The sequence below is a fragment of the Micromonospora sp. C95 genome, from assembly GCF_018070465.1.
Classification (GTDB): domain Bacteria; phylum Actinomycetota; class Actinomycetes; order Mycobacteriales; family Micromonosporaceae; genus Micromonospora.
On sequence record NZ_JAGPXT010000005.1, the window covers coordinates 146,013 to 166,322 of the forward strand.

Here is a 20,310-nt window from a genome sequence, read left to right on the forward strand (position 1 = left end):
GCACGCAGCCTAGACGGGTTCACTCCGTACGCAGGTCCAGGGCGATGTCCAGGATCGGTGATGAGTGGGTGAGCGCGCCGACGGAGAGGTAGTCGACGCCGGTGGCACCCACCGCCGCGGCGTCGGAGAGGGTCAGCCCGCCGGTCGCCTCCAGCTCCGCCCGGTCTCCCACGGCGGCCACCACGTCGGCGAGTACCGCCGGGGGCATGTTGTCCAGCAGCAGGAAGTCGGCTCCGGCCTCGACCGCCTCCACCGCCTCGGCGAGGGTGTCCACCTCCACCTGCACCGCCACGTCCGGGAACGCCTCCCGGACCCGCCGGTACGCGGCGGTGACGCCACCCGCCGCGAACTTGTGGTTGTCCTTGACCATGGCGACGTCGTGCAGGCCCATCCGCTTGTTCGTGCCTCCGCCGGCCCGGACCGCGTACTTCTCCAGGGCACGCAGCCCCGGGGTGGTCTTACGGGTGTCCAGCACCATCGCCTTGCTGCCGGCCAGCGCGTCCGCCCAGGCCCGGGTGTGGGTGGCCACCCCGGACATTCGGCAGAGCAGGTTGAGAGCGGTCCGCTCGGCGGTGAGCAGCACCCGGGTCGGGCCAGTCACCGTGGCCAGCACGTCGCCCCGCGCCACCCGCTCGCCGTCGTGGACCACCATCGAAACCTCGACGGTACGCCCCATGCCGGTCGCCTCGGCGGCCAGCTCGAACACGGCGGCGGCGACGGCCAGCCCGGCCACCACGCCGTCGGCGCGGGCGACCACGTCGGCGGTGTCCGTCTGGGCAGCCGGGATGGTCGCGGTGCTTGTCACGTCGAGCCCGCCCGGGCCGAGATCCTCTACCAGCGCGTTCTCGATGATCCGGCGTACCTGGTCCGGGTCCAGCCCGGCCTCGCGCAGCATCCGCTCCGTCTCGCCGGTCATCGCGTCTCCTCCCACCGGGTGGTCAACCGTCCCGCTCCGCCGACGGCACCGACCAGGTGGCCGTGCCACCGCTCGTCGGCCACCGGGAAGTCCTCCCGCCAGTGGCAACCCCGCGTCTCCTGGCGGGCGTACGCCACGGCGACAAGGGTGGCGGCCACCGTGAGCAGGTTCGTCGCCTCCCAGTCGGCGGTACGCGGGGTACCGCGAGCGGCGCCCAGCTCGACCAGCTCGGCGGCGGTCGCGGTGAGCGTGGCGGCCGAGCGGAGCACACCGGCGCCCCGGGTCATCGCCCGCTGCAACACCGGCGTCGTGGCGGCCGGCAGCACCCAGCCGCCCGCACCGCGCCACGCTCCGGTGTCCGCCGGGCGGGCCTGCTCCGGCAGGCCGGACGCGATGTCGTCGGCGATCCGCCGGGAGAAGACCAGCCCCTCCAGCAGCGAGTTGCTGGCCAGCCGGTTCGCGCCGTGCACACCGGTGCAGGCGACCTCGCCGCAGGCGTACAGGCCGGGGATCGAGGTCCGGCCGTGCAGGTCGGTGCGGACCCCGCCGGAGGCGTAGTGGGCGGCCGGTGCCACCGGGATCAGGTCGGTTCCCGGGTCGACCCCGATGGCCAGGCACGACGCGACGATCGTGGGAAACCGGCGGGCCAGGAAGTCGCCGCCGAGATGCCGGGCGTCGAGGTGGACGTGGTCGGCGCCGGTGGCCAGCAGCACCCGGTGGATACCCTTGGCGACCACGTCCCGGGGTGCCAGTTCGGCCAGTTCGTGCTGGCCGAGCATGAAGCGCTTGCCGTCGGCGTCCACCAGGTACGCGCCCTCGCCCCGCAACGCCTCGGAGACCAGCGGCTGCTGGGCACGGCCGGCGCCGGGCACCCGGGAGTGCTCCGGCACGATCAGCGCGGTCGGGTGGAACTGCACGAACTCGATGTCGGTGACCGCCGCACCGGCCCGCATGGCCAGGGCGACTCCGTCGCCGGTGGAGACCGCCGGGTTCGTGGTGGCCGCGAAGATCTGCCCCATCCCGCCGGTGGCCAGCACGACCGCGCGGGCCAGCAGGGCACCGACGCCGTCCTCGCTGCCCTCGCCGAGCACGTGCAGCGTGATCCCGCACGCCGCACCGAGCCCGCCCGGGCCGTCCCCGGGCGCCCGGAGCAGATCCAGCACCAGCGCGTGCTCGACGAGCCTGATCCACGGGTCGCGGCGTACCGCCTCGTGCAGCGCCCGCTGCACCTCGGCACCCGTCGCGTCGCCGCCCGCGTGCACGATGCGGTCGGCCCGGTGCCCGCCCTCGCGGGTGAGCATCAACGAGCCGTCGGCGTGGCGGTCGAACTCGGCACCGAGACGCATCAGTTCCCGTAGCCGGGTCGGCCCTTCCTCCACCAGCACGCGGACCGCCGCCGGGTCGCACAGTCCGACACCGGCGATCTCGGTGTCGGAGGCGTGCATGGCCGGGGTGTCGGCCGGGTCGAGCACCGCGGCGATGCCGCCCTGCGCCCACCTGGTCGATCCCTCGTCGATGTCGACCTTGGTGACCACTGTGACGTGCAGCCCCGCCTCACGCAGATGCAACGCGGCGGTCAGCCCGGCCACCCCGGAGCCGACCACGATCACGTCGGTGGTCTCCACCCAGCCGGGCGCCGGGGCGGCCAGCCGGCTCGGCAGCGCCGGCAGGCCGACGGTCGGTAGCTCCATGCCTCCAGTCAACCCGAATGCCTTTCGCCTCGGGCGGCGGGGGCGGGACGAGTGGTTCCGGCTACTTCGTCCGGACCGGCAGTGCCGCCGGACCGGCGTCCTTGAGCGTTCCGGTCACCCGACGGTCGCTGAGCCACAGATAGCAGCGGATCCCCCGGTCACCGACCCGCCACCTACCGGCGCTGGGCGGTCGCACCACCAGGTCGGTACGGAAGATCAGATCGTCGTTGTCCGGCAGACCGGCGAAGCGGGCGAGGACCGAGCGGCACCCGGCGTAGAAGGGTGCCCACTGCGCACTGAGGGTCGGGTACGGGCGGTCCGGGGCCGACCAGACCCCGGCGAACTCGGCGTCGTGGCGGTCGGTGCACGCCACCGGCACCAGGGTCTGCACCACACCGTTCCCGCCGGTACGGGTCTGCTGGCAGCTCAGTCGCAGCGCCGACGCCGTCCGGAGCGCGTCGCGCAGCGAGCCGCTACGCAGCACGACCTCGGCACCGGCCTCCACCGTGCTGACCTCCATGAGGTCACAGCGGTACCAGCGCGACCCGGCGGCCCAGCCCGGCCCGGACGGCACCGCGACCGCCAACCGGAGCCGCCCGGCCCGCCAGTTGTCACCGACGTGGCCGTTGGCCCGGTTGTCACACTCGGCGAAGGCGGTCCGCAGTTCCGCGGAGCCGGTGGGCGGCGGCTCCTTCCGGGTGGCGGGGAAGGCGCCGACGTGCACCGTCTCCACCCGGTGCGGTGCGGCACAGTCCACCGGCGCGTACGCCCCGAGCGGCACCACCTCGGCGAAGTCGGCCTCGTGACAGACTCCGGCGGCAGGAGTGAAGAGCCCGGGTGGCGGCAGCGCGGCCCAGTCGTCCACCAGATCGCCGTCCAGCCCGCCGGTCGCCCCACAGCCGGCCAGCAGCGCCGCCACGATGAAGGCCGTGACCAGGCTCCTCGTCGCACGCTGCATGGCGCCGCCTCCCCCACTCAGCGGCCGTCCCCCGACGGCGCCTCCAGGGTAACCAGAAATGACCTTCCGGTGACAGACCGGAATCGCGGCGCGATGGTCGCGGCCGGTCGGCCCGAGCACCAAAGGGACGGCAAGGGTGCCGAGAGCCTCCGTTACACCGACAGCGGGTTCGGCACCGGAGCACCGGCAGTGCCGGGCGCGGCGGTCGACGGGTCGCCACCGAGGTCGACGACCTTGTTGTCCGCGTCCACGTGCACCACCCGAGGGCGGTACGCGCGGGCCTCGGCATCGTCCATCTGCCCGTACGAGATCAGGATGACCAGGTCGCCCGGCTGGACCAGGCGGGCGGCGGCACCGTTGATGCCGATCACGCCGCTGCCCCGGCGGCCCGGGATGACGTACGTCTCCAGGCGTGCTCCGTTCGTGATGTCGACGATCGCCACCTGCTCGCCGGGGAGCAGGTCCGCGGCGTCGAGCAGATCCTCGTCGACGGTCACCGAGCCGACGTAGTGCAGGTCCGCCTGGGTCACGGTGGCCCGGTGGATCTTGGACTTGAGCATCGTGCGGAACATCGGGACGCCTTTCGCGGGGACGGGTAATCAGGAAGCCGGGTCGAGCCGGAGCGGCGCGTTGTCGATCAGCCGGGTGTTGCCCACCCAGGCCGCCACGAGCAGCCGGGCCGGGCCCCGGACCGGACCGGGCTCCAGATCCGGATCGGTGAGCACCAGATAGTCGAGCCGCGCCCCGGACTCGCCGGCCCCGAAGGCGACGTGTGCCGCCGTCAGGACCGCTGCGGCGTCTCCACCGGCCGAGGCGGCCTCGACACCGGCCCGCAACGCCCGGGACAGGCTCAACGCCACCGACCGCTCGGCCGGCGACAGGTAGCGGTTGCGGCTGGACAGGGCCAGACCGTCCGGTTCCCGGACCGTGGGCACTCCGATCACCTCGACCGCAACGTCCAGGTCCCGGCACATCCGCCGGACCAGGGTCAGCTGCTGGTAGTCCTTCTCGCCGAAGAAGGTCCGGTCCGCGCGGGTGAGCTGAAGCAGCTTCAGCACCACGGTGAGCACGCCGTGGAAGAACCCCGGCCGGCTCAGCCCCTCAAGATCCTCGCCCAGCGGCCCCGGGTTGACCCGGACCGCCGGCTCGCCGCCGGGGTACATCTCGCCCACCGAGGGAGCGAAGACCAGGTCCGCACCGGCTCGCCGGCACACGTCAAGATCAGTTTCGAGGGTACGCGGGTAGCGGTCGAAGTCCTCGGTCGGCCCGAACTGCAGCGGGTTCACGAAGATCGTCACGATCACGTGGTCGGCGCGCGTCCGGGCCTCACGCAGGAGCGTCTCGTGCCCCTCGTGCAGCGCGCCCATGGTCATCACCACCCCCACCGTTCCGGTCAGGGCGGCCCGCGCTCTGGCCAGGTCGGCACGGGTGTGCACCAACTCCGTCACGTGCTCCACCTCGCTCGGCACCTGAGCTCCGCCGACCGTCACGCCGCCACCCCGCTCCGGTAGTCGTCCAGCACGCCCAACAGTGCCGCCGCGTCGACCGGACGCAGCCGGCCGGCCGCGACGGCCCGATCGGCGGTACGCCGCGCCAGCACGAGATAGGACTCGACCGACTCGGGTGCGGTGGCGGCGAGCCGCGCCAGGTGCCGCCGCACGGTACCGGCGTCGCCCCGGGAGACCGGGCCGGTCAATGCGTCGTCGCCCAGGCGCAGCGCGTTCTCCAGCGCGGCACGCAGCAACGGGGCGAGCACCTTCTCGGGCTGGCCCACCCCGGCGTCGCGCAGCCGGTCGGCGGCCTCGTTGACCAGGGTCACCAGGTGGTTGGCGCCGTGCGCCAACGCCGCGTGGTACAGCGGCCGGTCGGCCTCGGCGATCCACTCCGGCACCCCACCGAGGTCGGCCACCAGCCGGGCGGCCAGCGGGCGCAGGTCGGCCGGCGCGGTCACGCCGTAGGAGATACCGGGCAGCCGGCCGAGGTCGTCGGGCGTGCCGGCGAAGGTCATCGCGGGATGCAACGCCAGTGGACGGGCACCGGCCGCGCTGGCCGGCTCCAGCACCGCCAGGCCGTGTGCCCCCGACGTGTGCGCGACCACCTGGCCGGGACGCAACGCACCGTCGGCAGCCAGACCGGCCACCACCCCGGCCAGCGAGTCGTCCGGTACGGCGATCAGCAGCAGGTCGGTGGCGGCCCGCGCGACCTCGGCGGCCGGGCGGCGGGGAACCGTCGGCAGCAGCAGCGCCAGTCGGGCCCGGGAAGCACCGGACGACCCGCTAGCGGCGACCACCCGATGACCCGCGGCGACCAACGCGGCGCCCAGGGTGGCGCCCACCCGCCCGGCGCCGATGACGCCGACCGTGCGCAGGACAGGTGTGGCGACCTTGGCCGATGCCAAGGTCGCGGGCCGCCGGGAGGCGGCCGAGTGGGTGCGCAGCCGTGCGCTCATGTCACGATCCAGTCCTCGAGACGGGGTACCGGTCGGGGCAAGTATGCGTCGCTGACGCGGATCTGAAACAAGGTTGTGTGAAATCGTTCACCAGTGTGAGGAGGGCCCCATGTCGATGCGCTGGCGGGAGGCGATGCGGCGGGCCCTCTACGGGCCCGAGGGCTTCTTCGTCTCCGGCGCCGGACCCGCAGCCCACTTCCGGACCAGCGTGCACGCCTCCCCGATCTTCACCTCGGTGCTGCTCCGCCTGATCCACCACCTCGACGCCGCCCTGGGCTTCCCCGACCCGTTCGACGTGGTGGATGTGGGGGCTGGGCGGGGCGAACTCCTCTTCGCTCTCGCCGTGGGGGTTTCCGGGGAGCCCGCCCGCTCCGGGCTCGTCCCGGGGGTTTCCGGGGAGCCCGCCCGCTCCGGGCGGTCAGGCTTGATCCCTGCGCGGGCGGGCTCCCCGGAAACCCTGACCACCACGGCCGCCGTCCGTCCCGGCCCGGGTGGTGCCTCGTCCGGGTCCGTCGATTCGTCGCCGTCGGCGCCGGTTCCGCTGGCTCGGCGGGTACGGTTCACCGCCGTCGAACTCGCCCCACGCCCCGAGAACCTTCCCGACCAGATCGTCTGGACGAACGAGATCCCCACCAGCATCACCGGCCTGCTGCTGGCCACCGAGTGGCTCGACAACGTCCCCCTCGACCTGGCCACCCACACCGACCACGACTGGCACTACCTCCTCGTCGACCCCACCACCGGCGTCGAAACGACAGGCGAACCAGTAAGTCGAGACGACACAACCTGGCTGACAACCTGGTGGCCCTCCCCGACCCACCAGCCTCCCGGGACGCGGACCCGCACGGACGACCCGAACCTCCCCCCGCACACCCCAACGGACGGGTCGGGCCCGACCACGTCGGGTTTCCGGGCAGCCCGGCCGGCGCAGGGATCAAGCCTGACCGCCCGGCGCCGGCCGGGCTGCCCGGAAACCCCCACGGACCGCACCCCCACGGACCGCACCCCCACGGACCGCATACCGCCGATGGGGCGGGCGGAGATCGGGCGGACCAGGGACGAGGCGTGGTCGCACGCCGTGGGGCGCGTCGAGCGGGGGCTGGCGTTGGCGGTGGACTACGGCCACCTGCGGGCGGAGCGGCCGACCGACGGAACCCTCACCGGGTACCGGGCTGGGCGGCAGGTGCCGCCGGTGCCGGACGGCTCCTGCGACGTCACCGCACACGTCGCCATCGACTCGGTCGCCTCCGCCGGTGAGCGGGTCGCCCGGTGTGCGTACGTCCTGACCTCTCAGCGGGAGGCGTTGCGAGCGCTCGGGGTCGACGGTGGGCGACCGCCGCTGAGCCTGGCCGCCAGTGACCCGGCGGGCTACCTGCGGGCGCTGGCCACCGCGTCGGCGGCGGCCGAGTTGACCGACCCGGCCGGCCTCGGCGGCCACTGGTGGCTGTGGCAGCCGGTGGGACTGCCCGCCGACCAGCTGCCGTCTCTCGCGGCCCTGTCCGACGGTGCCGACGGGCGGCGCGGCTGACGGGCGACCACCGCCAGTCCCGGCGGTTCATGGCACGATGGCGGGCATGACCACGGGCGAGCTGCGCGAGCTGACCGTCGGCACCGGCGCCGGGCTGGTGGCGGGCACCGGCGGGGAGCAGCTCGGCGCGGACATGGTGCTGAACATCGGGCCGCAGCACCCCTCCACGCACGGCGTGCTGCGACTCAAGCTGGTGCTCGACGGCGAGCGGGTGCTCGCCGCGGAGCCGATCGTGGGCTACATGCACCGGGGCGCGGAGAAGCTGTTCGAGGTACGCGACTACCGGCAGATCATCGTGCTGGCCAACCGACACGACTGGCTCTCCGCCTTCGCCAACGAGCTGGGCGTCGTGCTCGCCGTGGAACGGCTGATGGGCATGGAGGTGCCGGAGCGGGCCACCTGGCTGCGGATGGCCCTGGCCGAGCTGAACCGGGTGCTCAACCACCTGATGTTCCTCGGCTCGTATCCGCTGGAGATCGGCGCGATCACCCCGATGTTCTACGCCTTCCGGGAACGGGAGACGCTCCAGGCGGTGCTGGAGGAGGTCTCCGGCGGGCGGATCCACTACATGTTCAACCGGGTCGGCGGGCTGAAGGAGGAGGTGCCGGCCGGCTGGACCGGGCGGGCCCGGGCGGCCATCGGCGAGGTACGCCGCCGGATGCCGGACCTGGACAACCTGATCCGCCGGAACGAGATCTTCCTGGCCCGTACCGTCGGCGTGGGGGTGCTGTCGGCGGCCGAGGCGGCCGCGTTCGGCGCGTCCGGGCCGGTCGCCCGGGCCTCCGGGCTCGACCACGACCTGCGCCGGGACGAGCCGTACCTGGCCTACGACCAGCTCGACGTGCCGGTGGTCACGAAGACGGCCGGCGACTGCCACGCCCGTTTCGAGGTGCTGCTCGACCAGGTGTACGCCTCACTCGACCTGGCGGAGCAGTGCCTGGACCGGGTCGACCGGCTCACCGGACCGATCAACACCAGGTTGCCGAAGGTGCTCAAGGCACCCGAGGGACACACGTACGCCTGGACGGAGAACCCGCTCGGCATCAACGGGTACTACCTGGTCTCCCGGGGCGAGAAGACGCCGTGGCGGCTCAAGTTGCGCACCGCGTCGTACGCGAACGTGCAGGCCCTGGCCACCCTGCTGCCCGGCTGCCTGGTGCCGGACCTGATCGCCATTCTCGGCTCGATGTTCTTCGTGGTCGGCGACATCGACAAGTGACGGCGCGTTCCGGGGTGGCTTCCGGATGGCGCACGCCGCCGGATCAGCGCCAGCGGCCAGCGCCGGCGTCGTACCCCGCCGGGCCGTAGTCGGGCTCCTCCACGCGGTGCCGGCGGCCGTACGGCTCCCCGCTCGGACGTTCTCCTTGCGAGTACTCGGACTGATACCCGTACGCCGGCTCCGACGCATAGCCGCGCGCCGGCTCAGGCTGGTGACCCCGCGCTGGTTCGGGCTGGTAGCCGCGCTCTCGGGGCGGGCGCCACTCGTGCGGCACCGGCACCCCACCCGCGGGTAGCGCCGGACGACTGCCCGGCTCGCCCCAGCCGTCGCGCCACCCGTCGTCGCCCGCCGCACGGCGTGGTTCGTCGCGACGTACGCTCGCCCACCGGTCCTCCACCCGGTACTCGGTGCCGACCGGATCGGCGTGCAGTTCGGCCCGGCGTTCGCCGACGCGCAACTCGCGGCCCCGCTCGTCGTCACGTACCGCCGCCCACCGGTCTCCGGCCCGCAGCTGCGCCCAGTACGCCCCGGTGTCGTCCGCCCGTAGTCCCTGAGCCGCCGGTGCCGGGTCCGCAGGCGTCTCCCACTGCTGGCCACCCGCGTCCCAACCCCGGTCGTCCCGCGAGCCCCAGTCGTGCCGCGAGCCCCAGTCGTCCCGCGAGCCCCAGTCGCGACCGTCGCGGTCGCCGGACGGCGCGTCCGGATGGCCCGAGCCGCCGCGGCTGGCGGACCAGTCGTCGTGCCCGGCGGACCAGCGGCTCTCCTCCCGCGCGGGCGACCACGCGCGGTCCTCCTCACGGGCGGGTCCGGACCAGGAAGGTTCCTCGTCACGGGAGGAGCCGGCCCAGTCGCGCGCCTCCTCCTGGGCCGTCCCGGACCAGGAACGTTCGTCGGAGCGCTCCGCACCGGACCAGCGACGACCCTCGTCCCGGGGGGAATGGTCATCGCCGTCGGACCACGGGCGGTCGTCCCCGTCGACGCCGTGTGCTCGCCCGCGCTCCCCAGGCTGCGATCCCGACCACGCCGCCGGGTAACCGCCGTACCGGCCGCCGGACTCGCCCACGATCGTGTGCCGGGTGGTCACATGCACCGTCTCGGTGTGCCGCACCACCCCGAGTGGCCTCGGCCCCGACTCACCCGGGCGATTGCCCTGCTCCGGGCGGACCGGCGAACCGTAGACCCCGGCTGAGCCGCTGGCCGGACGATCGTTGCCAGGCCCGGAACGCTCTCCGCCGTACCCGCCGGGTCGGCCGTGGGCGGGCTGCGCCGTGCCGTAGACCCCGGCCGGCGTGGCGGGGCGTTCGGTCTGCCGCGGCGGTGCCTCCGGTGCCGGCACCCGGGCTCGACCCGGGCCGGACGGCTCGTCGTTCCCGGCCGCACCTACACCGCCCGAGTCGACCCGTTGACGCAGTCCGGCCAGCGACTGCTGGACCCGTTGGATCTCGTCGAGCGCCTGGTTACCACGCTGGGCGGCAGCCACGATCTCACCGCGCAGCTCCCGCCGCAGCTCGTCGACCTCCGCACGGAGTTCCTCGGCATGCTGCCCACCGCCGTCGGTACGCAGTGCGATGGAAAGGCCGATCAGCACCACGGCCAGGATGGCCAGCACGGCGGCAAACCGCAGCGGCCCGTTGCCGTCAGCCACCAGGAGTATCAGCGCCGCGACCGGAGCGAGGGCCACACCGCCCCAGAAGAGCACGGTGAGCAGCTTGCGCGGGTCGGCGGGCACCGGGGCGGGCATGGGTCCGCAGCCTACCGAGAGTTGCGTCACGTGGGAACGGCTCGACGGCAGGTGTCCGTCGCGAGTGTCGAAGGGGTGCGCCGTGACGCTTTCGCGGCTGGGAAACGCGATGGCGCCCCGGCCGACTCGGCCGGGGCGCCATGGTGGCTGGCGCGGTTGCTCAGTTCTGCGCGTACGCCGCGTCGGTCGAGAAGATCAGGCCGACGCTTATCGTGCCGTTGCGCAACGCGGTCTTGGTCAACGGGCCACCGCCGTCGAGCGAGGAGAACGAGCCGACCGACAGCCCGTAGGTCTGCTCCAGACCGGGCTTGCAGAACGGGCGCTCCTGGCACTCCGGCGGACCACCCAGCACCGTCGCCGTACCCGAGCACTTCTCGGCGAGTTCGGAGAGGGTCCGCACGCTGTACTTGTCGGCGAACTCCTGGGTCACGGCGAAGGCGTTCTGGGTCTGTGCGGCCGCCGGCGCGCCGAAGGTCAGACCCACCTGCTCACCGAGGCCACGCAGCGCGGTGACGGTCTTGTCGACGTCCGGCGAGGAGACCGGCTGGCCGCCGCTGTTCACCTTCCCGTTGAGGAACTCGGCGAGGGTGGCGGCGTACTCCGGGACGACCTGGATCTCGCCCTTCTCCAACGCCGGCTCGTACAACTCCCGGTTGCCGATCTGCTGCACGGTGACCTGGTAGCCCGCGGCGGTCAGCTGGATCTTGTAGAGCTCGGCGATGATCTCGCTCTCGGTGAAGTTGCCCGCCCCCACCGTGATCCGCCCGCCCGGTCCCTGCTCCACGCCGTCGGTGAGCGAGTTGGCGTCGGCGAACTCCTGCGCCGCCGCCCGGGCGCTCTTGCGGTCCACGTCGACCGCCTTGTTGAGCTGCACCAGCTTCGGCGTGTCGAGCACCGCGGAGACCTTGTCGAGCGCGGCGATCAACTGCGGATTCGCCACCTCGCTGTTGACCGCCGGGATGATGTTGTCCGCGTTCTGCAGCGACTTGTCGTCCTCAAGTGCGATCAACTGCTCACCGGCCACCGGCGCACAACCCTCGCCCGAGGCACCCTGCTGGGGTGCCTCGGTGCCGGAGGAACCGGCGTCGCCGCATCCCGCCAGGACCGTCGCCGCCGCGACAGCCCCCGCGACCGCGATGGACAGTCTTCTACCTGCGCGCATGAGCCCGCCTTCCGTGTCCCGGCGCGGCCCGGGTGGGCCGGCCGCGTGTCCGACGGGCGATCTCGCCTGCCGCCCGCGATATCCACCCAACATCCTGCCGTGCCCCACCGACAAGCCGGGGAGGCATTCGTCACCGGAACGTCACCCATCGGGGTCGTCGCGCCCGCCGGACACCCTGCCGGTGGCGTGGCTCACCCGATCGTGGCGGCGGGCCGGAGTTGCTCGATGCCGTGGCCCCGGTCGCGAGTCGTCGCCTGGTCAGGTGCCGGCGACGGCATCCGCGGCGCGTCGCCCGGCACCACGCCGGGCGCGGCGCAGCGCGCGCGGGGTGACCAGCCGTTCGACGAGCGCGAAGAGCAGCTCGACGCTTACCGCGAGCCCGGCCACCAGCAGCCCGCCGGCCAGGATCTGGCCGCCACCGACCGCGATGCTCAGGCCGAACCCGAACCGGATGATCTCACCCAGGCCACCACCGTTGACGAAGGTCGCCAGCGCCGCCGTGGCGACCACCTGGACGGCGGCGGTCCGGAAACCGGCCGCGAGATAGGGCACCGCGAGCGGCAGTTCCACCCGGCGCAGCACCTGCACCCCGGTCATGCCCATGCCACGAGCCGCCTCCCGGGTCTGCGGATCGACCTGCCGAACCCCCGTGTACGCGTTCGCCAACAGCGGCGGCACGGCGAAGACCGCCAGCGCGACCACCACCGCCGGACGGCCGAAGCCGAGGAAGGTCAACGGAAGGATGGTCAGCAGGGCGAGCGTGGGCACCGCCAACGTGAGGTTCGAGACCAGCACCACCAGCCCGCCGCCCCGGCCGGTGTGGCCCAGCCAGAGGCCCAGCGGCCAGGCCACCAGGCAGCCGACCAGCACCGCGGCGGCCGACATGCCGACATGCTCGCCGAGCCGGTCCAGGATGCCCCCCGGGTTCGTCCAGTTCAGCGGGTCATTGAGCCAGACCACCGCCTGGGACACCGGGTTCGTCGCGGCGCTCATCCGGTCCTGCCACGCAGCCATGGGGTGAGCAGCCGACCGGCGCCCACCAGAAGCAGGTCGAGCACCAGCGCCAGCAGGACACAGAGCAACGTCCCGGTCATGATCTGCGCCTTGTAGAGGTTGTTCTGGAAGCCGGCGAAGATGATCTGCCCCAACCCACCCCGCCCGATCACCACACCGACGGTGACCAGGGCAACCGTGGACACCGTGGCCAACCGCAGGCCGGTCAGGATGCCGGGCACGGCCAGCGGCAACTCGATCCGCAACAGTCGCCCCCAGCGGCCGTACCCCATACCCTCGGCCGCCTCCCGGACCTCCGCCGGCACCTGGTTGAGCCCGGCGACGGTGTTACGGACTATCACCAGCAGCGCGTACAGCACCACCACGCTCAGCACGGTCGCGACACCGATGCCCAGATAGGGTGCGACGAATGCGAACAGGGCCAGGGAGGGGACCGTGTAGAGCACCCCGGTCAGTGCGAGAATCGGCCCGGTGAGCGGCCGGAACCAGTAGGCCAGCACGGCCAGCGGGACGGCGATCAACGCGGCGATGAGCACCGCCCGGAGGGTCAGCGTGGTGTGCTCACGCAGGGCGTTGAGCACCGTGTCAGAGTTGTCCCGCACGTACTGCCAGGAGAACCACGGGTTACCCGGATCAGCCCGGTAGCTCAGGCGGAAGGACATACGTGGACGTTACCCCGGGCGCCGACGATGATCGACGCGCGGCGTCGATCACCCTCGACGGCATCGGCAAGCGCTACCCGGACGGCACCGAGGCGGTCCGCGAGCTGAGCCTGCACGTCGACGAGGGCGAACTGGTCGTGCTGATCGGCCCGTCCGGCTGCGGCAAGTCGACCGTACTGCGGATGATCAATCGGCTGATCGAGCCGACCGCCGGCCGGATCCTGCTCAACGACTCCGACGTGACCCGGGTCGACCCGGTCAAACTGCGCCGCCAGATCGGCTACGTCATCCAGAACGTCGGGCTCTTCCCGCATCAGACGGTGGCCGCCAACGTCGCCACCGTGCCTCGGCTGCTCGGCTGGTCCACCGGGCCCGTCAAGCGTCGGGTCGAGGAACTGCTGGAACTTGTCGGTCTGAATCCGGGTCAGTTCGGCCGGCGCTACCCGCACGAACTCTCCGGCGGTCAGCGGCAGCGGGTCGGGGTGGCCCGGGCGCTCGCCGCCGATCCGGTGGTGCTGCTGATGGACGAACCCTTCTCCGCCGTCGACCCGATCGTGCGTACCCGGCTGCAGGAGGAGTTCCTGCGATTGCAGGCGGAGGTACGCAAGACCATCGTCCTGGTCACCCACGACCTGGACGAGGCCGTCCGGCTCGGCGACCGGATCGCGGTGCTCTCCGAGGGCGGCCGGTTGGAGCAGTACGACACTCCGGCGGCGCTGCTCGGCTCCCCCGCCACCGGGTTCGTCCGCGAGTTCGTCGGAGCCGATCGGGGCATCCGCCGGCTGGCCGTCACCCCGGTGACCCGGGAGGTGCTCGATCCGCTGCCGGTCGACGGCGGAGCGGATCTGCCGGCGGTGCCGCTGGGCGGGTCGGCGTACGACGCGCTGGCCGTGCTGCTCACCTCCGCCGGTGGTCGGGCCGTGGTCACCGAGGACGGACGGCCGGTCGGGACGCTCAGCCGGGAGCGCCTCCTGACGCTCCCGGAGTCGGCCGGCTGAGTGTCATGTCGACGTTGCCCGGCTGAGCCAGCTGGGCGGAGAGCCGCAGGTGCCGTCGCACGAGTGGCCGGCCGGTCAGCGCCGACCCCGGTAGCCGCCGAGGGTGGCGATGCCGATGATCCAGCCGACGAAGAGGCCGTACTCCGCGCCGTCCCCGGCGGCCTGGAAGGCGCCCAGCAGTGACGGGTTGGTCCGGATCAGCGTGGTGAACAGGGCCGCGAAGGCCCCGGCGAAGACGAACGCCGCCCAGCCGGCGAAGAACTGACTGATGGTGCCGCGGGCACGGGCGAGCTGGGAGCCCGGCAGCAGGTAGAGGAAGAGTGCGGTGAGGACGACCACGAGGATCGCCCTCAGGTCGTCGGCGAAGATCTCCTGGATGGAGTCGGAGGAGTCGAATCGCCAGGCCGGCCAGGCGAGCAGTCTCAGGAACCACCCGCCGGCGCTGTCCGGATCGGTGTTGTCCCTGGCCCAGTCGACGTACCAGGGGCTGCCGAAGACCAGGACCAGGATGAGCGCGGCGAGCGTGCCAGCGCCCGGTGCGGACTTGTATCGATTGGTGAGAGCCATGGCCCCGCTAATTCCCAGCGACTCGACGCAGGCAAACGCGAGGCGTCATTTATGGTGGTACGCGCGTTTGACGCCCTAGTGCTTCATCAGGTAGTCGATGAACGCGGCACGCAGCAGCGGCGCGGACTCCTCGTAACCGTGCCCGGTCATCTCGCGCCAGAGGGCCACCGCCTCGTCGACCGTCGGCCCCACCGAATTCGGCGCGCCGTCCAGCGCGGCGGCCTCGTCCGCGTTCGGCAGGTGCCGCAGCACCGACCAGAAGAACCGTACGTCCCGGCGCTCCCGAGCGAGGGTGAACGCCCGTTCACGCAGCTCCTCGGTGGAGAGGACGTCCAATTCCTCGAACGACCGGCCGCCGGGGATCGATGATGTGTCGGTCATGTGCCGAGCCTAGCCGTCGAGATCACTCCCGGCGCGCCGACGAACCGCCGATCGGTCAACGGTCGTCGGCCTCCCAGGTTCGGGAGCCGGTCTCCCAGCGCCGGGCCCCCCACGGATCCGTGCCGCCGACGGCGGGTTGGGCCGGCAGCACCGGCGGCCAGTCACCGACCGGCTGCGGCTGCGTCACACTCCACCCGCCCTCGACGGCCGGCTCCGGGGGCGGCGGGGGCAGTGCACCGAGCACCGGCGCCGGACGCCCGTACGTCTCGACCAGGCGGGTGACGACGAGCCCACCGGCCAGCGCTGCGCCGCCGACCGCCCAGTGGCTGACCGCCCAGCCGCGGGCCTGGGCGTAGGCCAGGAACAGCCCGATCGCACCGGCCGTCAGCAGCGTGCCGAAGACGCCGCCACGCAGCCCGAACGCACTGGTGCCGGCGAGCAGCGTGGCGCCCACCGCCAGCACCGTCCAGTCCAACCCGGCCGCCGGTGCCACCGTCCCCTCCGTCGAGGCGATCAGCACGCCGGCGAGAGTCGCGAGCACGGTGGAGCAGACGTACCCGGCGGTGACCACCACGGCGGCCGCCGCGCCCCGCCGGCGGGCCGGGTCGACGATCGGACGGAACCGACCGAGCAGCCGACGGATCGGGCTCACCGCTCCGAGGAGCCCACCGAACACCGCGATCGCGGCGAAGCCGACGAAGAGTTGTCCGGCGGTGCCCCGCGGGTCGTAATCGCCCTGCACCAGCACGGGCGCGGAGCGCTGCTCGATGTAGACGATGACACCGGCCGCACCACCGAGGCTCGCCGCCCAACCCGGCACGTGCAGCAGCACGACCACCAGCCCGAGCAGCAGTCCACCGACCGCGGCCACCACGGTGGCCGTGCCGACGGTGTCGAGCACCCCGCGGTCGCTCTGCTCGGCGAAGTGCAGCCCGGCCGCGACCGCCACCGGCCCGACAGCGAGGTTGACCGCAGCCGTACGCAGGGTCAGCCCGACGGCCAGGGCCAGCGCCCCCAGACCGACCACGTCGACGATGAGGTCCCGCAACCCGCTGCCGCGCAGCACGGCCGAATCCTCCCGCCACACCAGGTAGACAAGTGCGCTGAAGCCGAGCAGCAGGAACGTCTCCCAGACGATGTAGACGCCGAAACGGTCCCGGCCCGACTCGGCGTCGGGTTCGAGGACGGCCTCCGTGCCGGTCGCGGGACCGGCCGAGGCGGGCGCCGGCGGTCCGTCACGGTCCGGTTCGTCGTACCCCATGATTCCTGCCTCCCAGCGGCCGCCCGGACTCCACCGACGCACGGGCGGACCGGCGGCGGGCGTTGCCCTTCGGTCGGAGGCACCGTACCCGCGCCTCCGAGCCGGACGGAACCCCCTGCTGGGGCGGGTGCCGACGGCCCAGGCCGCGTCCGCCCCGCGCCCGTGCCCGGGTGAAACCTCGGGCGACACCGCACTGGGCCTTGCGTCGAAGTCCTCGGTCGAGCCGAGGCGGAGTCCAGGGACTTCGACACAAGGCCTAGCGATGGCCCGGGTGGCTCTCCCAGTCGTCCGGCTCATGTTCGTCGTCGGGCTGCTCCGGAACCCGGCACGCCCGCTCCAGCCAGAGCGCGGCGGCCACCAGGGCGGTCGAGGCCAGCACGCCGGCGATGGCCGCCGGGCGGTCATCGGCGGCCGCCCGCGTCGGCTGCACGAACAACCAACCCGTCAGCCCCGCGTACCCGCCGGCGAAGATGGCGCCGACCAGCGCGGACGCCTTGGCCAGCACGACGAACCGAGCCACCATCAACGGATTGACCGGATCACGGCCCGGTCGGCGGTCGATCCGACCCCGGGTGTTGATCGCGGCGTACGCCTCCAGCACGGCCAGCCCGGCCAGCGTCACCACCGGCAACCAGGGCAACGGCGGCAGCCGGTCGTAGTAGATGCCGCTGATCAACAGCCAGGCCGCCGCGGCGGCGGCGAGGGCGGTCACCACCAGGGTCGAGATGCGGGTGGGGCCCATCCGCGACCCGTCGGGCGGCGGGGAAACGCTCATGCCGGCACCCCACTGCACGCCGCACCGCCACGAGACCCGCTCGCGCTGAGCCTGATGGTCCGCTCGCTGCGCTCGCTCATGCCGTCGACTCTAACGTCAGATCGGGTCGGGGGCTCAGTTCCGGCACCTCGGCGGCGACCGGCCCGGTGGTGAGCAGGTCGGTCAGCCAACCGTGCCCCGGCAGTTGCCCGTAGGGCTGGATGTCGATCCACGGCCGCAGCACGAAGGCCCGCAGGTGTGCCCGGGGATGCGGCAGGGTCAGCTCGGGATCGGCGCTGAACACCGGACGGTCGTCGTCGGTCCACACCGCGACGACGTCGACGTCGAGCGTGCGGGGACCAAAGCGCCGCCCCGGGTCCCGGGCGCGGTCGGCGGCAACCTCCGCCGCCCGCGCCCGCGCCAACCAGTCGTGGGCGTCAGCGCTCGGGTCCGCCGCCAGCAGCACGGCGTTCAGGTACGGCGGCTGCTCGGTGTCGCCCCACGGCGGCGTCTCGTACACCCCGGAGACCACCAGAACACTGTCACCGAGAACAGCCAGGGCGGTGCGCAGGTGAGCGAGTCGGTCACCGAGGTTGCTGCCGAGGGAGAGCACGGCACGGGTCATCGGGTACGCCTCCGGCACATGGTCACGGCCACGTCGGTGAAGGCGTGCGGGACCGGAGCCTCGGGCTTGTGCACGGTGATCGTCACGCCTGTCACCCGCGGATCCGTAAGGCAGACCTCGATCAGCCGGTCGGCGAGGGTCTCGATCAGGTTCACCGGCTCGCCGGTGATCACCTCGACCAGCCGTTCGGCCAGCTCGCCGTAGTGCACGGTGTCCCGTACGTCGTCGGACCGGGCGGCCGGGCGCAGGTCGAGTTCGAGCATCGCGTCGACGACGAACTCCTGACCGTTGGCGCGTTCGAAGTCGTACACCCCGTGCCGGCCGTGCGCCCGTAGACCGGTCAGCTCGATCCGGTCGGTCATCGTCAGGCCCTCCCCTCGACGGCGGCCTCTCCGGTGGCGCCCGGCGGCACGGCGTCCCGTACGCCCGACCCGGTGTCGGCGACAGGGATGGTGTCGGCTGCCGGCGGGGCCGCCAGCCGGGGACGGCCGCTGGCCCGCCAGACGGCGAGGGCGTCGACGGTGGCGCGCACGTCGTGCACGCGTACCCCCCAGGCGCCGGCAGCGACCGCGAGCAGGCTGGTGGCGACGGTCGCTGCCGCCCGGCCGTCCGTCGGCCGGGGCACGCCGTCGGGCCCGGCCAGCAGTTGGCCCAGGTACGACTTGCGGCTCGCGCCGAACAGCAGCGGGTAGCCGAGGGCGATCAGTTCGGGCAGCCGGGCGCTGAGCTGCCAGTTGTGGGCGGCGTTCTTGGCGAAGCCGAGGCCCGGATCGATGATGATCCGACCCGGGTCGATTCCGGCGGCGAGCGCCGCGTCCACCCGCTGGCCCAGCTCGGCACGGACGTCGGCGACCACGTCACGGTAGCTGGCCAACTCGCTCATCCGGCGGGAGTGGCCGCGCCAGTGCATCAGCACCCAGGGACATCCGGCGTCGCTGACCACCCGGGCCATGTCGGCGTCCGCGAGCCCTCCCGAGACGTCGTTGACCACGACCGCGCCGGCCTGCAGCGCCGCGACGGCGACCCCGGCGCGGGTGGTGTCGATGCTGACCGGGACACCCGCCGAGGCCAGTTCACGGATGACCGGCACCACCCGGGCGGCCTCGGTCGCCGCGTCCACCCGGTCGGCACCCGGCCGGGTCGACTCCCCACCGACATCCACCAACTCCGCTCCGTCGGCACGTAGCCGGACGCCGTGTGCGACGGCGGCATCGACGTCGGCGTAGCGTCCGCCGTCGGAGAACGAGTCGGGCGTGACGTTCAGGACGCCCATCACCACCGGGGCCGGAGCCCGTACCAGATCGGTCACGAGTAGGACGGTACCGGCCCGGCCGTCCCTCGCGGACCGCCCCGGTCGTCGGTCCTGACATGGCAATTGAAACAGGTGTACGATCGGTCGTCCGGGTCGGTTCGGGCAGCATCTTCGCGGCTTGTCGCAAAGGGGGGCGGCCCGTACGCTGTGGAATTGTCCAGCATCGAGATGGCGACGGTTGGAGGGAGGGCCGAAGCGGGACAACCCGCCCAAAAATCGCCACCCTTCGTGGCGGTTCTCGTACGCAGGGTCTCGAACGCTGCGAACAGTGAGCACCGATCCCGCACGGCTTGCCTACTGCACCACCGCGGCGCCGCCGGCCGCGACTTGGGGAGGTTTCAGTGATCGCCATCGAGCTGATGGAAACGGCGTCCACCGGCGCCCTCCACCTGCTCTCCACCCTGGCGTCGTCGATTCCGTTCGCCGCGGAGGAACCGAAGGGGATCGACACCGAGGGCGTCGTCACCTTCTTCGCCAGCAAGATCGCGCCGATCCTGCTCGCCGTGCTTGGCGTCATCTTCATCGGCCGGGCCAGCCGGGGTGAGATCTCAAAGGTGCTGACCAGCTCGGCCATCGCGATCGTCGGGTTGGCCTTCATCGCCGGAGCCGCCACCCTCTTCTTCATCGGCGACTTCCTGATCAACCTGATCTTCGAATAGACGCGGGCACGAGATGCGGCTGCGCACCGACGACGACATCTACCGGGCTCGCCTGGTCTATCTCGGGCCGCCCGGCTACACCCTTCCGGTCCACCTGCCGTACGCCCAGTACGGGCTGTTCATGCTGCTCGTCCCCCTCTACATGTTCATCCACTGGTTGTTCACGCTGCGGGTCGAACTCTTCCCCGCCTGGGAGATCGCCCTCGCGATCGTGACCACCTCGTTCGTCTTCCGGTACGTCGACCCGGACCGTCCGGCGCGCATGGTGATCCGTACCGCGCTGACCGACTGGCGACGAACCCGGGAGCCGGCCGCCGAGCAGCGCGATCCGCGCCTGGTCGGCAGCAGGATCAGGATCCGGGAGGAACTGGCATGACCGGCTGCACGCCGTACGGGACGAACGAGGAAACGGG

At 72.6% G+C, this 20,310-nt stretch carries 22 protein-coding genes; 5 read left to right on the forward strand and 17 right to left on the reverse strand.

What is annotated here, in order from left to right; genetic code table 11:
* Nucleotides 1–19: 19 nt before the first annotated feature.
* The 6 genes from nadC to KBX00_RS08530 all read right to left on the reverse strand — a co-directional run bounded on the left by nadC (nucleotide 20) and on the right by KBX00_RS08530 (nucleotide 6,014).
* The gene (nadC, locus tag KBX00_RS08505) at nucleotides 20–916 is read right to left on the reverse strand and encodes a carboxylating nicotinate-nucleotide diphosphorylase (protein ID WP_210825022.1); all 897 of its coding nucleotides are present in this window, start codon (nucleotides 914–916) and stop codon (nucleotides 20–22) included.
* Nucleotides 913–2,607, reverse strand: coding sequence for an L-aspartate oxidase (locus tag KBX00_RS08510; protein WP_210825024.1), 1,695 nt, complete (start codon nucleotides 2,605–2,607; stop codon nucleotides 913–915). Before KBX00_RS08510 ends, nadC begins: the two co-directional genes overlap by 4 nt.
* Nucleotides 2,608–2,668: 61 nt before the next feature.
* Nucleotides 2,669–3,565: a septum formation family protein gene (locus KBX00_RS08515; protein ID WP_210825026.1), complete on the reverse strand. Its 897-nt coding sequence runs from the start codon at nucleotides 3,563–3,565 to the stop codon at nucleotides 2,669–2,671.
* A gap of 152 nt (nucleotides 3,566–3,717) precedes the next feature.
* Nucleotides 3,718–4,137 carry an aspartate 1-decarboxylase gene (panD, locus tag KBX00_RS08520; protein WP_210825028.1) on the reverse strand — a complete coding sequence of 140 codons (420 nt, stop codon included), beginning with the start codon at nucleotides 4,135–4,137 and terminating at the stop codon, nucleotides 3,718–3,720.
* 27 nt (nucleotides 4,138–4,164) lie between these two features.
* A complete protein-coding gene (gene panC, locus KBX00_RS08525; RefSeq protein ID WP_210825267.1) occupies nucleotides 4,165–5,013 on the reverse strand; it encodes a pantoate--beta-alanine ligase in 849 nt (282 codons plus the stop codon).
* A gap of 38 nt (nucleotides 5,014–5,051) precedes the next feature.
* Nucleotides 5,052–6,014: a Rossmann-like and DUF2520 domain-containing protein gene (locus KBX00_RS08530; protein WP_210825030.1), complete on the reverse strand. Its 963-nt coding sequence runs from the start codon at nucleotides 6,012–6,014 to the stop codon at nucleotides 5,052–5,054.
* A 115-nt stretch (nucleotides 6,015–6,129) separates the two neighbouring features.
* Here KBX00_RS08530 and KBX00_RS08540 point away from each other — a divergent pair, with 115 nt between their 5' ends.
* Nucleotides 6,130–7,542 (forward strand): SAM-dependent methyltransferase, encoded by a 1,413-nt coding sequence (locus KBX00_RS08540; protein WP_374225270.1) that lies wholly within the window; start codon nucleotides 6,130–6,132, stop codon nucleotides 7,540–7,542.
* A 37-nt stretch (nucleotides 7,543–7,579) separates the two neighbouring features.
* A complete protein-coding gene (locus KBX00_RS08545) occupies nucleotides 7,580–8,761 on the forward strand; it encodes an NADH-quinone oxidoreductase subunit D (protein ID WP_210825032.1) in 1,182 nt (393 codons plus the stop codon).
* 43 nt (nucleotides 8,762–8,804) lie between these two features.
* Here KBX00_RS08545 and KBX00_RS08550 read toward each other — a convergent pair whose 3' ends face one another.
* The 4 genes from KBX00_RS08550 to KBX00_RS08565 form a co-directional block, all read right to left on the reverse strand.
* Nucleotides 8,805–10,502 (reverse strand): hypothetical protein, encoded by a 1,698-nt coding sequence (locus KBX00_RS08550; protein ID WP_210825034.1) that lies wholly within the window; start codon nucleotides 10,500–10,502, stop codon nucleotides 8,805–8,807.
* Between the two features lie 160 nt (nucleotides 10,503–10,662).
* Complete coding sequence (locus KBX00_RS08555; protein ID WP_301547568.1) at nucleotides 10,663–11,664, reverse strand: glycine betaine ABC transporter substrate-binding protein; 1,002 nt, start codon at nucleotides 11,662–11,664, stop codon at nucleotides 10,663–10,665.
* A gap of 258 nt (nucleotides 11,665–11,922) precedes the next feature.
* Nucleotides 11,923–12,657 (reverse strand): ABC transporter permease, encoded by a 735-nt coding sequence (locus KBX00_RS08560; RefSeq protein WP_374225266.1) that lies wholly within the window; start codon nucleotides 12,655–12,657, stop codon nucleotides 11,923–11,925.
* Nucleotides 12,654–13,340 carry an ABC transporter permease gene (locus tag KBX00_RS08565; protein ID WP_210825040.1) on the reverse strand — a complete coding sequence of 229 codons (687 nt, stop codon included), beginning with the start codon at nucleotides 13,338–13,340 and terminating at the stop codon, nucleotides 12,654–12,656. Before KBX00_RS08565 ends, KBX00_RS08560 begins: the two co-directional genes overlap by 4 nt.
* A 2-nt stretch (nucleotides 13,341–13,342) precedes the next feature.
* Between KBX00_RS08565 and KBX00_RS08570 the strand changes: the two genes are divergently transcribed.
* Entirely contained in the window at nucleotides 13,343–14,338 is a 996-nt protein-coding gene (locus KBX00_RS08570) for an ABC transporter ATP-binding protein (RefSeq protein WP_210825042.1), read from the forward strand.
* A gap of 75 nt (nucleotides 14,339–14,413) precedes the next feature.
* Here KBX00_RS08570 and KBX00_RS08575 read toward each other — a convergent pair whose 3' ends face one another.
* The 7 genes from KBX00_RS08575 to folP form a co-directional block, all read right to left on the reverse strand.
* On the reverse strand, nucleotides 14,414–14,905 hold the full coding sequence (locus tag KBX00_RS08575) for a hypothetical protein (protein ID WP_210825044.1): 492 nt from the start codon (nucleotides 14,903–14,905) through the stop codon (nucleotides 14,414–14,416).
* Between the two features lie 75 nt (nucleotides 14,906–14,980).
* Nucleotides 14,981–15,286, reverse strand: coding sequence for a hypothetical protein (locus tag KBX00_RS08580; RefSeq protein WP_210825046.1), 306 nt, complete (start codon nucleotides 15,284–15,286; stop codon nucleotides 14,981–14,983).
* Nucleotides 15,287–15,341: 55 nt separating this feature from the next.
* Nucleotides 15,342–16,547 (reverse strand): ABC transporter permease, encoded by a 1,206-nt coding sequence (locus KBX00_RS08585; RefSeq protein WP_210825048.1) that lies wholly within the window; start codon nucleotides 16,545–16,547, stop codon nucleotides 15,342–15,344.
* Between the two features lie 256 nt (nucleotides 16,548–16,803).
* A complete protein-coding gene (locus tag KBX00_RS08590; RefSeq protein WP_301547609.1) occupies nucleotides 16,804–17,289 on the reverse strand; it encodes a DUF3180 domain-containing protein in 486 nt (161 codons plus the stop codon).
* Between the two features lie 109 nt (nucleotides 17,290–17,398).
* A complete protein-coding gene (folK, locus tag KBX00_RS08595) occupies nucleotides 17,399–17,926 on the reverse strand; it encodes a 2-amino-4-hydroxy-6-hydroxymethyldihydropteridine diphosphokinase (RefSeq protein ID WP_210825052.1) in 528 nt (175 codons plus the stop codon).
* Nucleotides 17,923–18,288 carry a dihydroneopterin aldolase gene (folB, locus tag KBX00_RS08600; RefSeq protein WP_210825053.1) on the reverse strand — a complete coding sequence of 122 codons (366 nt, stop codon included), beginning with the start codon at nucleotides 18,286–18,288 and terminating at the stop codon, nucleotides 17,923–17,925. The genes folK and folB overlap by 4 nt, the downstream gene beginning before the upstream one ends.
* Before the next feature lie 2 nt (nucleotides 18,289–18,290).
* Complete coding sequence (folP, locus tag KBX00_RS08605) at nucleotides 18,291–19,235, reverse strand: dihydropteroate synthase (RefSeq protein ID WP_210825055.1); 945 nt, start codon at nucleotides 19,233–19,235, stop codon at nucleotides 18,291–18,293.
* A gap of 344 nt (nucleotides 19,236–19,579) precedes the next feature.
* On the opposite strand from folP, the gene KBX00_RS08610 reads away from it, so the two are divergent.
* Together KBX00_RS08610 and KBX00_RS08615 are read left to right on the forward strand one after the other, a co-directional pair.
* Nucleotides 19,580–19,897: a hypothetical protein gene (locus KBX00_RS08610; RefSeq protein ID WP_210825057.1), complete on the forward strand. Its 318-nt coding sequence runs from the start codon at nucleotides 19,580–19,582 to the stop codon at nucleotides 19,895–19,897.
* 13 nt (nucleotides 19,898–19,910) lie between these two features.
* Complete coding sequence (locus KBX00_RS08615) at nucleotides 19,911–20,273, forward strand: hypothetical protein (RefSeq protein ID WP_164448629.1); 363 nt, start codon at nucleotides 19,911–19,913, stop codon at nucleotides 20,271–20,273.
* The last annotated feature ends 37 nt before the right edge of the window (nucleotides 20,274–20,310 follow it).